At 39.3% G+C, this 17944-nt stretch carries 14 protein-coding genes; 4 read left to right on the top strand and 10 right to left on the bottom strand.

Annotated features, from left to right (window positions below):
• Window positions 1-30: 30 nt before the first annotated feature.
• Window positions 31-876: an AraC family transcriptional regulator gene (locus tag AC4CVF_RS08920; RefSeq protein WP_490789918.1), complete on the top strand. Its 846-nt coding sequence runs from the start codon at window positions 31-33 to the stop codon at window positions 874-876.
• Window positions 877-948: 72 nt separating this feature from the next.
• Window positions 949-1569, top strand: coding sequence for a LysE family translocator (locus tag AC4CVF_RS08915; protein ID WP_490789218.1), 621 nt, complete (start codon window positions 949-951; stop codon window positions 1567-1569).
• 137 nt (window positions 1570-1706) lie between these two features.
• Here AC4CVF_RS08915 and AC4CVF_RS08910 read toward each other — a convergent pair whose 3' ends face one another.
• Together AC4CVF_RS08910 and AC4CVF_RS08905 are read right to left on the bottom strand one after the other, a co-directional pair.
• Window positions 1707-4877, bottom strand: coding sequence for an efflux RND transporter permease subunit (locus AC4CVF_RS08910; protein WP_490789217.1), 3171 nt, complete (start codon window positions 4875-4877; stop codon window positions 1707-1709).
• Between the two features lies 1 nt (window position 4878).
• The gene (locus tag AC4CVF_RS08905; protein WP_442892794.1) at window positions 4879-6054 is read right to left on the bottom strand and encodes an efflux RND transporter periplasmic adaptor subunit; all 1176 of its coding nucleotides are present in this window, start codon (window positions 6052-6054) and stop codon (window positions 4879-4881) included.
• A 431-nt stretch (window positions 6055-6485) separates the two neighbouring features.
• Between AC4CVF_RS08905 and AC4CVF_RS08900 the strand changes: the two genes are divergently transcribed.
• Window positions 6486-8708 (top strand): TonB-dependent receptor, encoded by a 2223-nt coding sequence (locus AC4CVF_RS08900; RefSeq protein ID WP_419820497.1) that lies wholly within the window; start codon window positions 6486-6488, stop codon window positions 8706-8708.
• A gap of 50 nt (window positions 8709-8758) precedes the next feature.
• Here the strand turns inward: AC4CVF_RS08900 and dapC are convergent, their stop codons facing one another.
• The 6 genes from dapC to AC4CVF_RS08870 all read right to left on the bottom strand — a co-directional run bounded on the left by dapC (window position 8759) and on the right by AC4CVF_RS08870 (window position 15790).
• Complete coding sequence (gene dapC / locus AC4CVF_RS08895; protein WP_490773979.1) at window positions 8759-9928, bottom strand: succinyldiaminopimelate transaminase; 1170 nt, start codon at window positions 9926-9928, stop codon at window positions 8759-8761.
• 28 nt (window positions 9929-9956) lie between these two features.
• The gene (glnD, locus tag AC4CVF_RS08890) at window positions 9957-12623 is read right to left on the bottom strand and encodes a [protein-PII] uridylyltransferase (RefSeq protein WP_490789216.1); all 2667 of its coding nucleotides are present in this window, start codon (window positions 12621-12623) and stop codon (window positions 9957-9959) included.
• 26 nt (window positions 12624-12649) lie between these two features.
• Window positions 12650-13858, bottom strand: coding sequence for a formate-dependent phosphoribosylglycinamide formyltransferase (gene purT / locus AC4CVF_RS08885; RefSeq protein ID WP_336953022.1), 1209 nt, complete (start codon window positions 13856-13858; stop codon window positions 12650-12652).
• 191 nt (window positions 13859-14049) lie between these two features.
• A complete protein-coding gene (locus AC4CVF_RS08880; protein ID WP_336953021.1) occupies window positions 14050-14547 on the bottom strand; it encodes a metal-dependent hydrolase in 498 nt (165 codons plus the stop codon).
• Window positions 14548-14715: 168 nt separating this feature from the next.
• The gene (ygaH, locus tag AC4CVF_RS08875) at window positions 14716-15051 is read right to left on the bottom strand and encodes an L-valine transporter subunit YgaH (protein WP_004821146.1); all 336 of its coding nucleotides are present in this window, start codon (window positions 15049-15051) and stop codon (window positions 14716-14718) included.
• Between the two features lies 1 nt (window position 15052).
• The gene (locus AC4CVF_RS08870; protein ID WP_004720941.1) at window positions 15053-15790 is read right to left on the bottom strand and encodes an AzlC family ABC transporter permease; all 738 of its coding nucleotides are present in this window, start codon (window positions 15788-15790) and stop codon (window positions 15053-15055) included.
• A 102-nt stretch (window positions 15791-15892) separates the two neighbouring features.
• On the opposite strand from AC4CVF_RS08870, the gene AC4CVF_RS08865 reads away from it, so the two are divergent.
• Window positions 15893-16375, top strand: coding sequence for a hypothetical protein (locus AC4CVF_RS08865; RefSeq protein WP_419327423.1), 483 nt, complete (start codon window positions 15893-15895; stop codon window positions 16373-16375).
• Between the two features lie 79 nt (window positions 16376-16454).
• Here AC4CVF_RS08865 and AC4CVF_RS08860 read toward each other — a convergent pair whose 3' ends face one another.
• Window positions 16455-16862, bottom strand: coding sequence for a hypothetical protein (locus AC4CVF_RS08860; RefSeq protein ID WP_419327424.1), 408 nt, complete (start codon window positions 16860-16862; stop codon window positions 16455-16457).
• Between the two features lie 168 nt (window positions 16863-17030).
• Window positions 17031-17732, bottom strand: coding sequence for a Crp/Fnr family transcriptional regulator (locus AC4CVF_RS08855; protein WP_336953018.1), 702 nt, complete (start codon window positions 17730-17732; stop codon window positions 17031-17033).
• Window positions 17733-17944: the final 212 nt, after the last annotated feature.

Here is a 17944-nt window from a genome sequence, read left to right as displayed (position 1 = left end):
TGTAAAGACCAAAATAAGACTGAGGATATGATGCAATTAGACACTACAGTTGAATTTTGGACTGATCCGCAAATGCCCTATGTCGAAACACGTAGGGCATGTCAAAGCCGTATTTGCTATAAACCACATAGCCACCCGACATTCTCGATTGGTGCTGTGGATTGTGGAATAAGCCGTTTTAGTAGCTATTTTGCCAGAGAGGAGCACATTCAAACAGGAAGCGTAGTAATCATTCCTGCGGAGGTAGAACACGCATGTAATCCATTAGAAAATCAAGCATGGAGCTATCAGATGATGCATCTAGATGCACATTGGATTGCTCAACTCGTTTCAGAATTAGTCAAAGATATCGAGCAGCTTTATCCTCATCATATTCCACTGCTAAAACCACAAATTTTAACAAACCCACATATATACCAAGCATTTACGCAATTAAATCAGTTGTTATTTGATCCTGCCATTTCGATTTTATTCAAACAACAACAATTAATTGAAGTTCTGAGTGAAATTTTATTGCCGAATTTTGAATTTACGTTATTAAAGCAGTCTGATTACTTTCAAAAGCATTTGGGTGCAATAATTGATGATATGGATCACAATAAAAAGATGCTTTCTTTAGAAGATCTCAGTCAAAGCCTCGGGATTAGTCGTTATGCAATTATCCGCTTGTTTAAAAATAATTTTGGTTTAACACCACATGCATATCAATTAAATCAAAAAATAAATATAGCCAGAAAGCGTTTGAAATATGGAGAAGCAATTATTCAAGTTGCTCATGATTTAGGGTTTACAGACCAAAGTCATTTTCATCATGTGTTTAAATCGCATACTGGAATCACACCGAAGCAGTTTCAAGCTCAGTTTGTCATGCTCTAACTGCGCAATTATCTACAAGATAACACGTTCTAAAAATATTTAAGCTCATCTAAATATTTTTTGGATCGAGTAATGCAACTGTTCATTATTGTGATTGTCACCCATTTCATTGCTTTACTTTCACCCGGCCCTGATTTTTTTCTTATTTTAACCTCATTGTTTCGAAATGGACCACGCGCGGCGAGAGCTGTTTGCTTAGGAATCGTCTTGGGAAATGTTGCCGTGATTGGTCTTGTTTTGAGCTCATTATTTTTTCTTGGCAAATTCGATGATGAAATTTTAAAGTTGGTAAAATGGGGCTGTATTACCTATTTAAGTTATTTGTCTTATCGGTGTTTCATATTAGCGCAACAAGCTAAGCTAACAGTGGATTACCATCTGGAGCACCAAAATAAATCAACCTTTGCATGGATGAAATATCTCTTGTTGGGGATACAGTCGAGTTTATTAAATCCTAAAAACATTCTGTTTTATAGCAGTATTATTATGGCAATTTATCAACGCTATAATGTTGTTCAACTGACTTTAATCTGTCTGTGGATGGTGAGTGTGGTATTGATCTGGAACTTGTTTTTGGTGCGATTAATGGCTCATAACCAAGCTATGCATTGGTTTAAATCCAAAATCAAATATATTTATTATCTTTCATCTTTATGCTTTAGCTTATTTGCTGTGGCTTTATTGCTGAATTAACCTAAATAAAATTAGACCCAATAAAAATGCCTATCTAATAACGATCTAGATAGGCATTTTCTTTTACATTATGTTGTCATCTCGTCCATTGGGTCTAACAATTAGTTCTGGTTGGGCATCTGATTCAATTTAAAAAATCAAGAATGAGATACGCTTGCTTCGTTCGATTTATTGGCTTTATTACGCTTAAATAACATGTTGTGAATATCATCAATAAAAGTATACACAACAGGAATAACTAATAATGATAAAAAGGTACTGGTAATCAGTCCACCAATTACAGAAATTGCCATCGGTGCTCTAAAACTCGGATCTGTACCTATTCCTAATGCGATTGGAAACATCCCCGCGCCCATTGCTAAAGTGGTCATAATAATGGGGCGTGCACGCTTATGACAGGCATCTAATAGGGCATTCATACGCGAATATTGCCGTTGATTGCGGGCTATAATTGCATAATCGACCAAAAGAATAGAGTTTTTACTGGCAATTCCCATCAGCATGATTAAGCCAATCAAACTTGGCATCGAAAAACTACTTTTTGCTAAAAGCAGTAGCACAAACGCACCACCCAGCGCCAAAGGTAATGCCACTAAAATGGTGATCGGTTGTAGGAAATCTTTAAACAGTAGCACTAAGACGACATAGATACACAATACGCCTGTCAGCATAGCTAAACCAAAGCTTGCAAAGAGCTGTTCCATCACATCGGCATCACCCAGATTGGTACGTTTTACTGTCGGTGGTAAGTTTTTGATGGTTGGAAGTTTATCTACAGCAGCCGCAACATCGCCTAAAGGCTGATAATTGAGCTCAATATTAAAGTTGATGTTACGTAAACGGTTAAAACGGTCAATTTGTGAAGGACCACTTTCAATATTGACTTGTGCAATGGTGCCTAACATCACTGGACCTTTACTACCTGTAATCATCAAGCGTTTAATTAGATCTTGGTCTTGACGTGCAGACAATGGCAGTTTGATGAAAATTGGAATTTGTCGTTGCGAAAGATTTAATTTTGCCAAGTTCTGATCAAAATCTCCCGCCGTGGCAATACGCACAGTTTCAGCGATATTTTGCGTGGTAATGCCTAAATCCGCAGCTTTTGCAAAGTCAGGGCGAATCACCAATTCAGGGCGAATCAATGCTGCGCTTGAGGTAATACTGCCAATATTTGGAATAGTACGAATTTCTCGTTCTACTTGACGTGCTGTCGTGATTAATACATCTGGGTCATCTCCTGACAGCGCAATTTGATACTGGCTGTTATTGCCTGCAATACCGACTTGAATCCGTGCGCCAGGCAGTGGGGCTAAACGTTGTCGCAAGTCATTTTCAATTTTTTGTAGACTCGCAGCGCGGTCAGAACGTGCTGTGATTTGAATGGTTAATGTTGCTTTTCTTGGTTCACTCGATGCACCCCCCGCAAATGGATCTGTACCTGCTGAACCACCTCCAATGGTGGTATAGATACTTTTAATCTCAGGATGATCCTTTATTAAACTACGGGCGTATTCTGCTGCTTTTAAGGTATCTGGAAATTGTGAACCTGGTGGAAGCTCTACACGCACTTGGGTTTGCCCAGTGTCAGGTGGTGGAACAAAGCCTGTAGGGAGTAATGGGATGAGCATCAGTGAAGCAATAAAGAATATGATCGCACTGCTTAAGGTAATCCAACGATGATTTAAACACCACGTAACCATCCGCATATATGCGCGCATCATCCGACCATCTTTGGCACGGTCATGTTGAAGTTCAAGATCACCATGATCTTTGATTGTTTGGCTTTGATCATCTAATACTTGATTATCATGATGACTTTCAACTTTACCAACCCATGGTTTAAGAATATAGGCTGACATCATAGGCGTCAGTAAGCGTGCCACCAAGAGCGAGGCAAAAATAGCCAAAGCCGCTGTCCAGCCAAATTGCACAAAGAATTTACCCGCAATTCCACTCATAAAGGCAGTGGGCAAGAACACTGCGATCAAGGTAAAGGTTGTGGCAATCACGGCTAAACCAATTTCATCGGCTGCCTCCATCGCAGCTTCATAAGGTGTTTTCCCCATTCGAAGATGCCTGATGATATTTTCAATTTCTACAATGGCATCATCAACCAGTATCCCAACAACCAGAGACATGGCTAATAGTGTGACAATATTTAAAGTAAAACCTAAGTAATACATCCCAATTAAGGCAGGTAAAATTGACAAAGGTAGAGCAGTTGCAGCAATGATCGTGGCACGCCAATCACGTAGAAATAGCCAAACCACCAAGATTGCAAGAAGCGCACCTTCATAGAGTAAAGACATCGAACCTTTATAGTTATCAACCACGGGGTTTACGAAGTTAAATGCTTCTGTGATTTTAATATCGGGATGAGATGCTTTTAATGTTTCAAGCGCCTCTTTTACACCGATTTCAACATCAACCTCACTTGCACCTTTACTGCGAGTAATTTCAAAGCCAATCACAGGGTGACCATTTAACAGTGCAGCAGAGCGTCGTTCAGCAATGCCATCGCGAATACTGGCAACTTGATCCAGCCGAATATGGCGACCATCACTCAAGGAAATATCCATTGCTGCAATTTCAGCAGCAGTTTTTACTGTGGCAATAGTACGAATAGACTGTTCACTGCCACCTATTTTGGTTTGTCCGCCAGAAGCATCTTGTTGAACAAGGCGTAATTGTCGGGTGATGTCTGTTGCTGTGGCATTTAATGCCAAGAGTTTTTCAGGGTCAACCTCAACTTCAACTTGGCGAGTGACACCGCCTACACGAGAAACCGCACCAACCCCTTTGACTTTTAACATAGCACGCGCAACGTCATAATCCACAAACCAAGACAATGCTTCCTCATCCATACGGGGGGATTGGATGGTATAGGTGAGAATTGGTGAACCTGAAAGGTTAATTTTACTGACAATTGGATCACGAAGATCCGCGGGTAAATCTGAACGTACTTGTGAAACGGCGTTACGTACATCATCAACAGCTTCTTGTAGTGGTTTTTCCAGTTGAAACTCTGCGGTTACGGTGACTACACCATCTTGGATATTGGTATATTGATTTTTAAGCCCCTGTAAGGTTGCAATCGAGTTCTCAATTTTACGTGCAACTTCAGTTTCCAGTTGGGGAGGTGCTGCACCTGGTAAAGCCGCTGTGACCGTGACCATTGGTAGTTCAATATCGGGAAATTGTTGTATTTTCATCCAATGAAAACACATCAAACCCGCTAAACCAAGCATGATAAAAAGCAAAATACCGGGAATCGGATTCTTAATCGACCAAGCGGAGAAATTCATGTTATTTCTCCTGCGTGCTAACGAGTTGTTTGGTCAATGGTGTATCTGGAATCGCTTGCCCACGTTTGATTAAATCACCATCTGACAAGAATCCTGTTCCAGAGGCAACCAGTTGAGTGTTTGCTGCTAAATCAACAATTTCAACACGATCATTTAAACGTCGACCAAGTGTGACTTTCTGTTGAGTTACTCGATTATCTTTATTGACAATAAACACATAAGAGAAACCATCTCGTAAAAGTACTGCGGTTTGAGGCACTGTTAGTGCTGGCTTTTCGCCTAGATCAAACTCACCTTTGACAAACATACCCATACGAACAGCATCAGTGGTAGGTATATCCACATAGACCAAGCCATAACGTGTTTGCGGGTCAATGACTGGTGCAATCATCCGAACGCTACCTGAAACGGCAGAACGGCTAGGATCAGGTGAGATGATATGCGCTGTCATGCCTTTTTTAAGTTTATATAAGTCTGTCGAGGTTACTTCGGCACGCCATTCCAAACGGTTATCACGGATCAAGCGGAACAGTTCTTGTCCCGTTTGTGCCAATGAGCCAACTGTTGCTGTACGTGCTGAAATAACTCCATGATCGGGTGCAATCACTTGAGTTTGTGTTAAACGAAGCTGATTGGTGTCAATTTGGGCTTTGGCTGCATCTAAGCGGGCTTGAGCTGTACTTTGAGAAGTCAGGTATTTTGTCGCTTCTTGTTGTGAAATTGCACCGGTATTTTTGAGTTGTTGAATACGTTGATTATTGATACTGGCATCCGCTAGCACAGCTTTCGCTTCTGCATAATTGGCTTTTGCTGTCGCCAATTCTGCACGAATACTTTCGCTATTAATTTCAGCCAAAACTTGCCCACGTTGTACGCTATCTCCAACGTTGACATTCACTTTGGTAATTCGTTGCCCCGAAAGTTCACTGCCAATCACCACTTCTTGCCATGCAGCAATATTGCCATTGGCTGTAAAGTTTTGCTTCCAGTTTTGTAGCTCGGGCTGTATCACCGTTACAGTTAGTGCTGGTTTTGCGTTAGAAGCGGATGTTGCTGCATTTTCTGAAGAAGTCTGTTTTTTATTTGAAGATTTCCATCCAATAAAAGCGACGATTAGCACAATAAAAATAATTGCAATAATGATCCCGAGTTTTGAGTTTATGCGCTTTTTTTTCATTGGGTCATGCGATTTCATTTTAGTTTTTTAAATGAGTAGAGATAAGTTGAGTATCTCTAAAGGCTCTATGTTTGGTCAAGTTGCAATACAGCGCTTAATGTGATTTTTTGAAAGTTAAGCGGTTAAATTTTGCTATAGAGAGGCAGTTGAAGTTAGCGATATTTGTTGTTTTAAGGCCTTGATTATTAGATGGCTTGAGCGGTTAAAATTATTTATATGTTTTTAATATAGATACTATCAAGATTAGCATAATTTTGTATGAAAACTACAAGACCATTCGCAATTTATAATATTTTTTAATAAATAAATACCATGAGATATTGCTTTTTTATTTAAAAAATCACGCTTACAAAATGAGAAAGTAAGTTTAAGTAAGAGTGATTATCATTTAATATGGCGGCTTAATTTAGATGACTGTTTTAGAGCCTCCTATGCGAAAAATTAAACCCTTAATTGTGATGATGGCAGTGGCGACAAGTGCTGCAATTGCGCATGCTGAACAACAAGATGCTTCATTGTCTCAGTCGAATAATGGCAATGCAAAACAACTGAGTACGATTACAGTAGTCGCAAGTGCAGATGCATCAGCAGAGGGCTTAATGCCAGCATTTGCTGGAGGACAGGTGGCTTCTGGTGGTAAAGTTGGGATATTTGGCAATCAGAAAAATATAGATACACCGTTTAATCTAACCAGTTATACCAATCAATATATTCAAGAGCGACAAGCAAAAAGTGTTGGGGATATTTTAAGAGCGGATCCAAGTGTTCGTGTCGGACGTGGTTTTGGTAATTTCCAAGAAAATTATTATATTCGTGGCTTTAACTTGGGCTCAGATGACACAGCCTATAATGGCTTATATTCAATTTTACCACGTCAGTATATTCCTGCAGAGCTGTTTGAACGTGTTGAAGTGTTAAAAGGGGCATCCTCATTTTTAAATGGAGCAATGCCAAGTAATGGTGGGATTGGTGGTGCAATTAACCTATTGCCGAAACGTGCAAGTAACGAACCACTTAATCGTGTCACAGTAGGTACGGACTTTAATGGCGGTTATATTGCCAATGATATTTCTCGCCGTTTTGGTGAAGATCAACAATTCGGCGTACGAGTAAACACAGCATATCATGGGGGCGATACTGCTGTTGATAATGAAAAAGCATCTTTAGGCTTAGCTTCTATAGGTTTGGATTACCGTGGTGATCGTTTACGTGTTTCTGGAGATATGGGTTATGTGAATAATCGTTTAAAATCGACTCGTCCAAACGTGACTTTAGGCGCGGGTATTACCGAGATTCCGAAAGCAATTGATGGCTCAGATAACTTTGCACAAAAATGGACGTATTCAAATGAAGAGGATGTCTTCGGAAGTTATCGTGCTGAATATGATTTAGCAGATAATTTAACAGCTTATGCTGCTTATGGTTTTCGACATGGCGAAGAGCAAAACAGTTTAGCAAATATGACATTGACCAATCAGAAAACAGGCGCGGGAACCATTTATCGATTTGACAATACGCGTGTAGATATGGTCAATACTGGTGAAGTTGGTGTGCGTAGTAAAGTAAACACAGGTTCAATTGAACATAATTTAGTGCTATCTGCATCGGCATTTCAACAGAACATCCGCAATGCTTATGTGATGGACTATAAAAATACATTAGCCAACAATATCTATAATCCAATCCAGTATGATCAACCTGCTTATTCACAAAATGCGTTGTTTGGGAATAACTTAGATACACCTAAATTAACGACTAGGACGCGTTTAAGAAGTATTGCCATTGGCGATAACCTCAAAGCTTTAGATGATAAATTAACAGTCATGCTGGGTGGACGTTATCAAACCATCATGCAAGAAAACTATAATTATGGAACTTCAACTAAATCAGGTGAGTATGATGAAAGTAAGTTTACCCCTGCTTTGGGTCTAAGTTATAAAATTCTGCCTGAAGTTTCAGTTTATGCAAATTATATTGAATCTTTAGCTAAAGGTTTGAGTAATACCAATTCAACGACGAAAGAAACCACAACACTCAAACCATTCGTTGCTAAACAAAAAGAAATTGGTGCCAAATATGAAAATGATCAGTTTGGTGCAAGCCTAAGTTTGTTTGATATCGATAAGCAGCGCGCAGTACTTGAAAACAGTATTTTTAGTGATGCGGGTAAATATGTACATCGTGGTGTTGAACTCAATACTTTTGGTCAATTGACTGATTCTTTAAAAGTGTTAGGTGGTGCAACTTGGATTGATGCAAAGCAAAAAAATACAGGAAATGTTAACTACGATAATAAAAAGGAAGTGGGTGTTGCAGAATTTCAAGCAAATGTTGGTGCTGATTGGAAATTGCCAACAGTTAACGATGTGTCTTTAAATGCTCAAGTCACTTATACAGGTTCGACTTATGCGAGTTTAGACAACAAATTGAAAGTAGGTGATTGGACAACTTTAGATCTTGGTGCGACATATAAAACTCAGTTGGGGCAAACGCCGACAACTTTTAATTTCCGTGTAAATAATGTCTTCGATAAAAACTATTGGTCATCAGTTGGTCTATTCGATAACATCAACAGTACTTCTAACACCAATAACGGTTACTTGGTTGCTGGGCAACCTCGTACATTCATGCTAAGTGCTGCATTTGATTTTTAAACACCACAAAAAATGCCCCAAATTTGGGGCATTTTTTATAACAACATTTTTTATAAAATGGTTTTCAGACGCTGAATCACTTGCTCACATTGAGCAATATCTGCGACCAATGCCATACGAACATGACCTTCACCAGGATTGCCTTGTTCAGTATCACGAGACAAATAACGCCCCGGTAAAACTTTAATGTTGGCTTTTTCCATTAACATTTTGGCAAAGTTTTCATCATGATCGACTTTTAACCAATAATAGAAACCTGCATCAGGCTTTTGTAATGGTAAAAGATGACCGAGTTCATTTTGGAACAAATCAAACTTAGCACGATACAGTCTACGATTTTCTTCAACATGTGTTTCATCGTTCCAAGCAACAATTGAAGCCAATTGATGCTGGACTGGCATTGCAGCGCCGTGATAAGTACGGAATTTTAAATAAGGTTTAAGTAAGTTTGCATCACCAGCAACAAAACCTGAGCGCATACCCGGTAAGTTTGAACGCTTAGACAGAGAATGGAACACGATACAATTTTTATAATCGTCACGACCTAATTCAGCACAGACTTCCAATAAGCCGATAGGTGCTTCATCAAACCATAATTCTGAGTAACATTCATCAGACGCAATCACAAAATCATATTGGTCAGAAAGTGCTATTAGCTTTTTAAATTGTGCTTTTGAAAGTACCGCACCAGTAGGATTTCCCGGCGTACAAACAAACAAAAGTGCGGTTTTTTCCCAAACTTCAGCAGGTACAGCATCAAAATCACCAAGGTAATTGTTGTCGTCGGTACAGTTGACAAAGTATGGCTTGGCACCAGCTAAAAGAGTCGCACCTTCATAAATTTGATAGAACGGATTAGGCATTACCACATAAGGTGCGTCATCACGATTAATCAAGGCTTGTACAAAAGAGAAAATTCCCTCACGTGTACCTGTTACCGGAAGAACATGATCTTCCGCACTGATCGCATTCAGCTTAAAACGACGGGTTAGCCACTGAGCAATACTTTCACGAAGTTCGGGTAAACCTTTACTGTTTGGATAAGTTGAAAGGTGCTGAAAATTATCAATGATCGCTTGCTTCACAAACTCAGGAGCAGGATGCTTTGGTTCTCCAATTGAAAGTGGGATCAAAGGTAAATCTGCAGGTTTAACATCCTGAAAAAGCTGGCTTAACTTTTCAAATGGATAAGGATGTAATAAAGACAAACTAGAGTTCATGAAACAATTACCACGATAGAAAGTAAGATTAATGTTGCCCACAGATTTGATTGGATGCTTCGTCTAATGCCGCTTTTAATTTTGCGGTAAAGACTTCAGCCTCAGCTTCAGTGAGGGGGGTGCCATCTTTTTTGGTGACAAAGAAAATATCTTCTGCTTTTTCACCCAGCGTGGCGATTCTAGCAGAATGTATGTCTAAACCTTGCATCATAAATAAACCACCAACGCGTGCGAGTAAGCCCGGTTGGTCGAGAGTAGAGATTTCTACCATATTTTGCTGCAAAGCTTCGTTCAGTGTTATATCCACGGTATTTTCAATATCGAAGTGGCGAAGTTGACGTGGAATACGACGTTGCATCAAACCCGGATATTTATCTGATTCGCTTAAGGCTTTAATTAACGCCTGTTTGACTGTTTCTTCACGTTCAGGATCGGTTAATAAGGTACCGAAACGATCCAAGACCACATAAGTATCTAAACTAAAGGCTTTGGTTGCAGTGATAATCCGTGCATCTTGGACATCTAAATTCATACGATCCAAAATTGCCACTGTGGTAGCAAACAGATTGGGTTGGTCTTGAGTATAAATAAAGATCTGTACAGCATCTTGTGCGGCTTTACGGTGCGCACGCATGAGCACCAATGGTGCAGGGTTGTCGCCGTGTTGCAAAATGGCGCGAGTATGCCATGCAATTTCATCTGCGGATTCTTTAAGGAAGTATTCGTCCCCAAGCTCTTGCCAAACCTTTTCAACTTGATCGAGTGGAAACTCATCCACCAAGACTTCGCTTGCAGAGAATTTGGTATCTTCAATCAGCATTTGATAATCAACAGGTCGACCCAAACCAGAACGAATTACATCACGCGCATGGGTATAGAGTTGACGCATCAAAGAAGAGCGCCATGTATTCCAAAGTTTTGGATTGGTGGCATTGATATCGGCAACTGTCAGTGTATAGAGATAATCTAAATGCTCCATATCACCAAGCTTTTCAGCAAACTCTTTCACCACATCTGGATCAGAAATATCTTTTTTCTGTGCGGTCATCGACATCAGTAAATGGTTTTGGATGAGCCAAGCAACCAGATTACATTCGCGCTCAGTAAACCCATGCGCAAGACAGAATTCAATTGCATCTTCAGCGCCAAGTTCACTGTGATCTCCACCACGGCCTTTGGCAATATCATGGAATAATGCAGCAAGGAATACGATGTCACGGCGGACTAAGCGTTGAAATACAGAACTGACAACAGGATAGTCTTTGGCAAAGCCGGGTTCTTTAAAACGATTTAAATTACGAATTAACAGTAAGGTATGTGCATCGACGGTATAAATATGGAACAAGTCATATTGCATCAGTCCCATGATTTGCCCAAAAGCAGGAATATAATTTCCTAATACACCATAACGCTTCATTGCCACCATGGTTTCGTATAAACGATATGGAGAGCGAATGATCGCCATGAATAGTGCTTGATGGGTTGGATTATCACGAAATGCTTGATCAATTCTTTTTGCAGCTAAGGTCAAAAGACGCAGTGTACGTGCACGAATACCCTCAATTTCAGGGCGATTCGCTAAGATATAGAAAATTTCTAAAATCGCACTTGGATTTTCGGAAAAAATTTTATGTTGTTGAACTGCGAGCTTGCCATCAACCAGTTTAAAATGTTCGTTAATATTTTCGATTTTACGTTCATAGTCGGGTAAACGTGGAGTAATCACCGACTCATTGAAATAAGCCAATAACATTTCATTTAAGGTCGAAACCTGCTGCGCGGTACGATAATAACGCTTCATGAACTGTTCAATTGGATAATTTGGATGATGATCATCTTCTCGCGTATAGCCAAATTTAGCAGCAATATCACGTTGATAATCAAACAATAGACGATTTTCATCACGTTTAGTTAAACGATGTAAATGATGGCGGATTTCCCAAAGAAAGTTTTCAGCTTCCTCTAGAACGCCCAATTCAAATTCAGAAATAAAACCCAAATGAACCAAGTCGTAAATACGATTGACTCGAAAATGCCGTTTGGCAATCCAGCCAATTTGGTTAATGTCCCGAATACCGCCGGGTGCATTTTTAATGTCGGGTTCTAAATTACTTTCAGTATTGTTATGTTGCGCATAACGTTGCGCTTGTTCATCCATCTTGGCATCAAAGAAAGTCTTATCTGTCCAAGTTTGTGAAACGACACGACGAGGCCATCTTGCCAGATGTTGATTACCAATAATCAATCGTGCTTCAATCAGTGAGGTTGCAACAGTGAGATCATTGGTGGCTTGTTCAAAACAACTTCGGATAGTACGTACACTGATACCGGGTTTAAAATTCCCCACATCCCAAAGTGTAGAAATAAATTGCGTCACCGTTTGTTCTTGTTCAGGAGAAAGATCTTCTTCTGAAAGAATCATGATGTCGACATCGGAATAGGGCAACATTTCGCGCCGTCCATAGCCGCCAACAGCAAATAAACCGAGATCTGTTTGATCCAGCCCGGAATGTTTCCATAGAAACATAAGGGCTTCATCTACCACATTTGAGCGGGTACGGACAATTTCGCGTATTGTTGTACCATGATCATAAGCCTCATTTAACTGTTGTTCGACATCGCTACGCCATTGATTAATCGCTTTAATGTCATGTATATCAGTTACATATTCCAACAGAGGAGAGGTGTTGATCATGGATGTCTTGTCCGCAAATATATTGGCTAGTTGTTTAAATGAACTGTGACTTTTGCAGCCGTTTCTTGTGCAAGTTCACGTGCTTGGTCTGTTGTTTCAGCACGTGCTGTTGCCACGCCCATACGGCGACGTTTAAATCCTTCAGGTTTACCGAACAGGCGTAAGTCTGTCGCAGGATTTTGCAAAGCAAGATTTAAGCCAGAGTATGAAAGATTCTTTGCATCCATACCTGCATAGATTACAGCACTTGCAGCAATACTATGTCGTTCAGTATTGACAGGTAAACCCAAAATCGCACGTGCATGTAATTCAAATTCGCTTTGGAATTGTGATGCAAGTGTGACTAAGCCTGTATCGTGTGGACGCGGTGATACTTCACTAAACCATACTTTATCACCTTTTACAAACAGTTCTACCCCAAAAATCCCACATCCACCAAGTGCTACAGTGACTTTATTGGCAATGCGTTTGGCTTCATTTAAAGCTGCTTCTGTCATTGCTTGGGGCTGCCAACTTTCTACATAGTCGCCTGAGTCTTGACGGTGTCCAATCGGATCACAATAAGCGGTTTCAATTCCACCTGTTTCTGGATTTTTCGAACGTACAGTGAGTAAGGTGATTTCAAAATCAAAGTCAATTTGTGACTCAACGATGACTGTACCTTGATTTACCCGACCACCAGTTTGAGCATATTCCCAAGCCGCATCTACTTCAGCATATTCTTTGACACGAGATTGCCCCTTACCAGAGGAAGACATTACAGGTTTAACAAAGTTCGGATAACCAATGTCATCACATGCAGAACGGAAGCTTTCTAAGGTATTGGCAAAACGATAAGCGGAAGTGGGTAAACCAAGTTCTTCCGCCGCTAATCGACGAATCCCTTCACGGTTCATCGTTAAATTCACTGCCTTTGCTGAAGGGATCACTGTTGCAATATTTTGTTGTTCGATTTCGACTAATACTTGAGTAGCAATCGCTTCAATTTCTGGGACAATAAGATTAGGTTTTACTTTTTCAATTAAAGCTTTTAATTCTGTTGCGTCCGCCATGTTTAAGCTATAAGAGAAATGAGCAACTTGCATGGCAGGTGCATTTTCGTAGCGATCTGCCGCGTGAACTTCAACACCAAGTCGTTGTAATGAAATCACCACTTCTTTACCAAGCTCTCCTGAACCTAACAGTAAAACTTTAAAGGCAGATGATTGAAGTGGAGTACCAATAGTAACGCTCATGCTATTCTTCCATGCTTGTCTTATGGACTGTTAGCATAGCAGAACTCAGGCGTGTGTTAAGGGCTGATTGACATAAAATAATGATATTGTCTAACAGATTTTTTTATAAAGTCTTTAGCTTCTAGATTGTTTGTCACTGCAAATGAAGTAGCTTTGAATTTTCGCAAGAAAGTTGATCAATAATTTTTTGATCAATTCTTTTTACCAACCAACATAATCAATGCAATAAGGCAGATCAGTAGTTCTATAAAAAACGACCAATGCAGAATAAAGTTTAACCACCACGGCTGATAACGTGAGCTTACTTCAAAAAACACATAGGGTTGATCAATAAACGGTGCAAAAAGCCAAACATCACCTACAAAAGTATCCAACCCGATATGTAGCAGGGCAGCACCCGAAAAAAGACTGATCATTAGGGCAGGTTTAGCCGTATATTTTGAATGGATGAAATAAAATAAAGCAATTAGAAAGATTGGAATCCAAAACGAAAACCAATGTAAAAAATACTTATGGTGGTGTACCGATCTATGATCGAATAAATAGAAATAGAATAAATCAATATCAGGAAAAACTGCACCAAGCATAATTAGCGTAAAAAAAGCTTTATTGGTGATTTTTGTCTGTTTAAATTTCTGGAGTAAAAGTTTAGCCAGTATATAGCCAGAAGGTAAGTGTGCGATAAACATATCAAGTTGCGTATTTTAAATATTATATTGGAAAGAAATCATACACAACCAATTAATTCACATGGTTTTTTATTGTAAATTGATTAGATGAAAGCATTTTAAATCCTAGAGACTTTAAATTTAAACGTTGATTTACTGATGCATTAAAATGAACTACAATCAACAAAACTACAAATAGGTATAGACCAAACCATAGGCTAATGCTGCTGTGAGAGTCGCCAAGACAATTCTTTTAAATTTAAAATACAATCCTGTGAGTACAATAAAGCCCACCAACATCGCAAAACTTTTATTTGGGGTTTCGATCAATGGCGGAAGAGTGGCAACAATTAACATTGAACTGATTGCTGCAATTCCGATACTGCCTAATGCAATTTTTAACCATGTTGCGCCACGAGATTGTGTGTGTTGTTGGCTTTTTTGCAGCAGATAGAATGGACCAAAGCGTGAAGCAAAGTTTGCAATACCGACCAATATCCCCACCAAAATAATCTGTAAATCCACTTTAAATACTCACTTCATCAGTTTGCTTTAAAACATAATGTTTAAATAATCCCGCTAAAATTCCAGACGCAATCCCAATAAAAATTGCTGCAGACATGTTGATAAAATAACAGGCCAATGCGGAAACCACTAAAGATACGGCAACCACAAAAGTATGTTTTTTCTCAAAGGCTGCCAGTAAGAAGCTTAAGAACAATGCAGGTAACAAGAAGTCTAAAGCGGCTTGTAAAAATTGCGGCAAGTCGCTGACTTGATCTGCAAATAAACCACCTAAAAATGAACCTAAGGCCCATGACATCCAGCTAAACAAGCTGAGTCCTAGCATCCAAGACTCTGACCATTCTTGACGACGTTGGGAAAGTTTAATCATTCCAGCCGCAAAAACTTCGTCGGTTAAACCCCATGCCCATACTGCAGTCTTTTTTAGGTTTAAACGGTCCTGAATCAGGTTTTGTAAGGCTGGCCCGTAAAGTACGTGGCGAATATCCAGTGCAATGACTGTAAGTGCTGTCATCCAAATAGATGTACCACTGCCCAATAATGCAACCACAAGAAATTGGCTAGCCCCAGCGTACATAGAGCAAGATAGAAATAAGGCTTCCCATGCACTAAAACCAAATTGGGTCGCGGATACACCAAAGGCAAAAGATACAGGCAGATAAGTAAAGATGATGGCTTGACTGTCTTTAGCGCCTTGCCAAAAGCCAGCAGTTTGGACTGAGGGATTGTGCTCTGACACAGGACACCTAAAACGAGAGTAAAACAAAAGGTAAAATCAAGATTGTGTATTCTACCCGAATTTACTAGCATAGTAGCGAAATGTTTATTTAGGCGTAACTTTATGTTCGCAAATCAGTCGAAATTATTATTGAGTATGACCTTGATGTTAGGCGTTTTAGGTTTACAAGCATGTGGTAATTCATCTTCTGAACCTAAAGAAAAAGTTGAAATTAAAGCTGCGCCAAAACTAACCAATGATGCGACAACCTATGCCAACGAAGCATGGAAATTGATTAATCAGGTTGAACCCTTTGTCTACCGTAAGCAATTAAATTTGATTGAAGATAATGTACGTAAACCTTTAAGAAAGTTAAGTACAGACTGGCGTATCAACGTCAAAATGACCGATTCAGTGACAGAAGGTAAATACGCTTTGTGTCGTAAAGCCATGACCAGTTTAGATACTTGGGCAAGATCGACACTTGAAAAAGATGGTGAGATGCAAAAAAATCAATCGCAATATGAACGTGATAAAGCACAATGCAAAGATGCAATTGAAAATCCAAGTTTAGGCAATACCAAAGCAAATAATAATATTTTTTAAATGGTCTTAGAAAAAATGGCGCAAATATGCGCCATTTTTTTAATTCATATGAACGTTCGTTAAGTAAGCTTTTCGTTGCTTAAGGTTTTAACGGATTGGTCGATGCTGTTTTCACGGCCTTGTCTTTAGCAGCAGTTGATTTTGCAGCAGCGTCATTTTTCACTGCTTTGGTTGTTGCTTCCGTTTTTGCTTTGCTTGCGGCAGTCTCTGTTTTTAGCTTTGTCGCTGCTTCTTTCGGTTTCGCTTCAACAGCTTTGGTTGCAGCTATGCTTTTGTCTTTGGCTTGAGTCACATCTGCTTTGGCTTTTGTGCTTGCAGCGGTCGCTTTTTGAGTCGCTTGAGCTGCAGGATTTGCAGCGACGCATTTGCCACCTTTATGGTTTGGGCCTGTACCACCAACCAATGTTGTACCTTTAGGACAAGCAAAAGCAGAAGCGCTAAGTACAGTGAATAATCCCGCTGTGAGCAATGTTGTGATTTTTTTCATTTATTTCAACTTTTATTGAGATGGCATTAGCGCCTCGCTAAAATATAATTGTATTTTTCACAAAGTAGAATAGATTATTTGTATATTTTATTTATGAAATGATTATATATTCCAGCCGTTTAAGGTGAATTTAATATTTATCTAAAAGTAGAAAAGTGATGTGTTAAATTAGAGTTGGCCTAGTGAGTGAGCAATAGAATGTAATTGCTTGATATCTAAAATTTCTATTTTTTTAAAGGCAATTTTTAAAACGCCTTGTTGTTCGAGTAAATGTAATTCTTGGTTAATGGTCTGACGTGAGCATTTGAGCAGCAATGCCAATTGTTCTTGTGATAAATGAATGATGTTATTTTCAATACGGATATGATTGCCATAGCCGTTTAAGATAAACATCAAACGCTGAGCTAATCGTTGTCGTATATGTTGGGTTTGAATTGAAATGAGTTCTAAAAAAGCATAGCGAAGTTTTTGACTGGTCAATTGGGCGATATGGAACCAATATTGCGGATAGTCATTTAAAATTTTCTGAATCGCTTGGCTGGGGAGATGTAAAATTAAACATTTTCCAACAGCAATTGCATCATGAGAACGTGGTTGCTGATCCACCAAAGAAATTTCTCCAAACCACATAATTGGTTCTGCAATAGCAGCAACGGATTCATTTCCTTCAATATCAATATATCCTAAGCGTACCCGACCATCTAAGACGGCATAGATGCCATTAAATAGATCGCCTGATCTGAAAATCGCTTGATCACGCTCAAATTTTTGATAATGGGCTCGTTGTTGAATCAATTGTTGAAAAGGAATAGGCAGTTGTGAATACCATAAATTCTTTGATAATAATTCAAGATCCGTTGAATTCAGCACAATATGTCCTTTTATATATCATGGTTAATCTTTGCTTTGATTTTAAAATATATCTAACAGCAGTTAGTAGGGTAGAAATTACCTTAGATAAAATCAGTAACGATAAGCGCTGAGTAGAACCATTTACAATCCTCCTTCAAGAGCAATAATTTAGCGGAAATATGACACAATCACAGGCCATAATGTATCAATAAGTTTATTGTGAAAGCTGT

The sequence above is a fragment of the Acinetobacter sp. LipI_19 genome (assembly GCF_058242925.1).
This window is presented reverse-complemented; position numbering and strand designations above follow the sequence as displayed.

What these genes read in the sequence shown, in the direction of transcription:
- AC4CVF_RS08920 (WP_490789918.1), top strand. Translation starts at nt 31, where the DNA reads ATGCAATTAGACACTACAGTTGAATTTTGGACTGATCCGCAAATGCCC.
- AC4CVF_RS08900 (WP_419820497.1), top strand. Translation starts at nt 6,486, where the DNA reads ATGCGAAAAATTAAACCCTTAATTGTGATGATGGCAGTGGCGACAAGT.
- AC4CVF_RS08880 (WP_336953021.1), bottom strand. Translation starts at nt 14,547, where the DNA reads ATGTTTATCGCACACTTACCTTCTGGCTATATACTGGCTAAACTTTTA.
- AC4CVF_RS08860 (WP_419327424.1), bottom strand. Translation starts at nt 16,862, where the DNA reads ATGAAAAAAATCACAACATTGCTCACAGCGGGATTATTCACTGTACTT.
- AC4CVF_RS08905 (WP_442892794.1), bottom strand. Translation starts at nt 6,054, where the DNA reads ATGAAAAAAAAGCGCATAAACTCAAAACTCGGGATCATTATTGCAATT.
- purT (WP_336953022.1), bottom strand. Translation starts at nt 13,858, where the DNA reads ATGAGCGTTACTATTGGTACTCCACTTCAATCATCTGCCTTTAAAGTT.
- dapC (WP_490773979.1), bottom strand. Translation starts at nt 9,928, where the DNA reads ATGAACTCTAGTTTGTCTTTATTACATCCTTATCCATTTGAAAAGTTA.
- AC4CVF_RS08910 (WP_490789217.1), bottom strand. Translation starts at nt 4,877, where the DNA reads ATGAATTTCTCCGCTTGGTCGATTAAGAATCCGATTCCCGGTATTTTG.
- AC4CVF_RS08915 (WP_490789218.1), top strand. Translation starts at nt 949, where the DNA reads ATGCAACTGTTCATTATTGTGATTGTCACCCATTTCATTGCTTTACTT.
- AC4CVF_RS08865 (WP_419327423.1), top strand. Translation starts at nt 15,893, where the DNA reads ATGTTCGCAAATCAGTCGAAATTATTATTGAGTATGACCTTGATGTTA.
- glnD (WP_490789216.1), bottom strand. Translation starts at nt 12,623, where the DNA reads ATGATCAACACCTCTCCTCTGTTGGAATATGTAACTGATATACATGAC.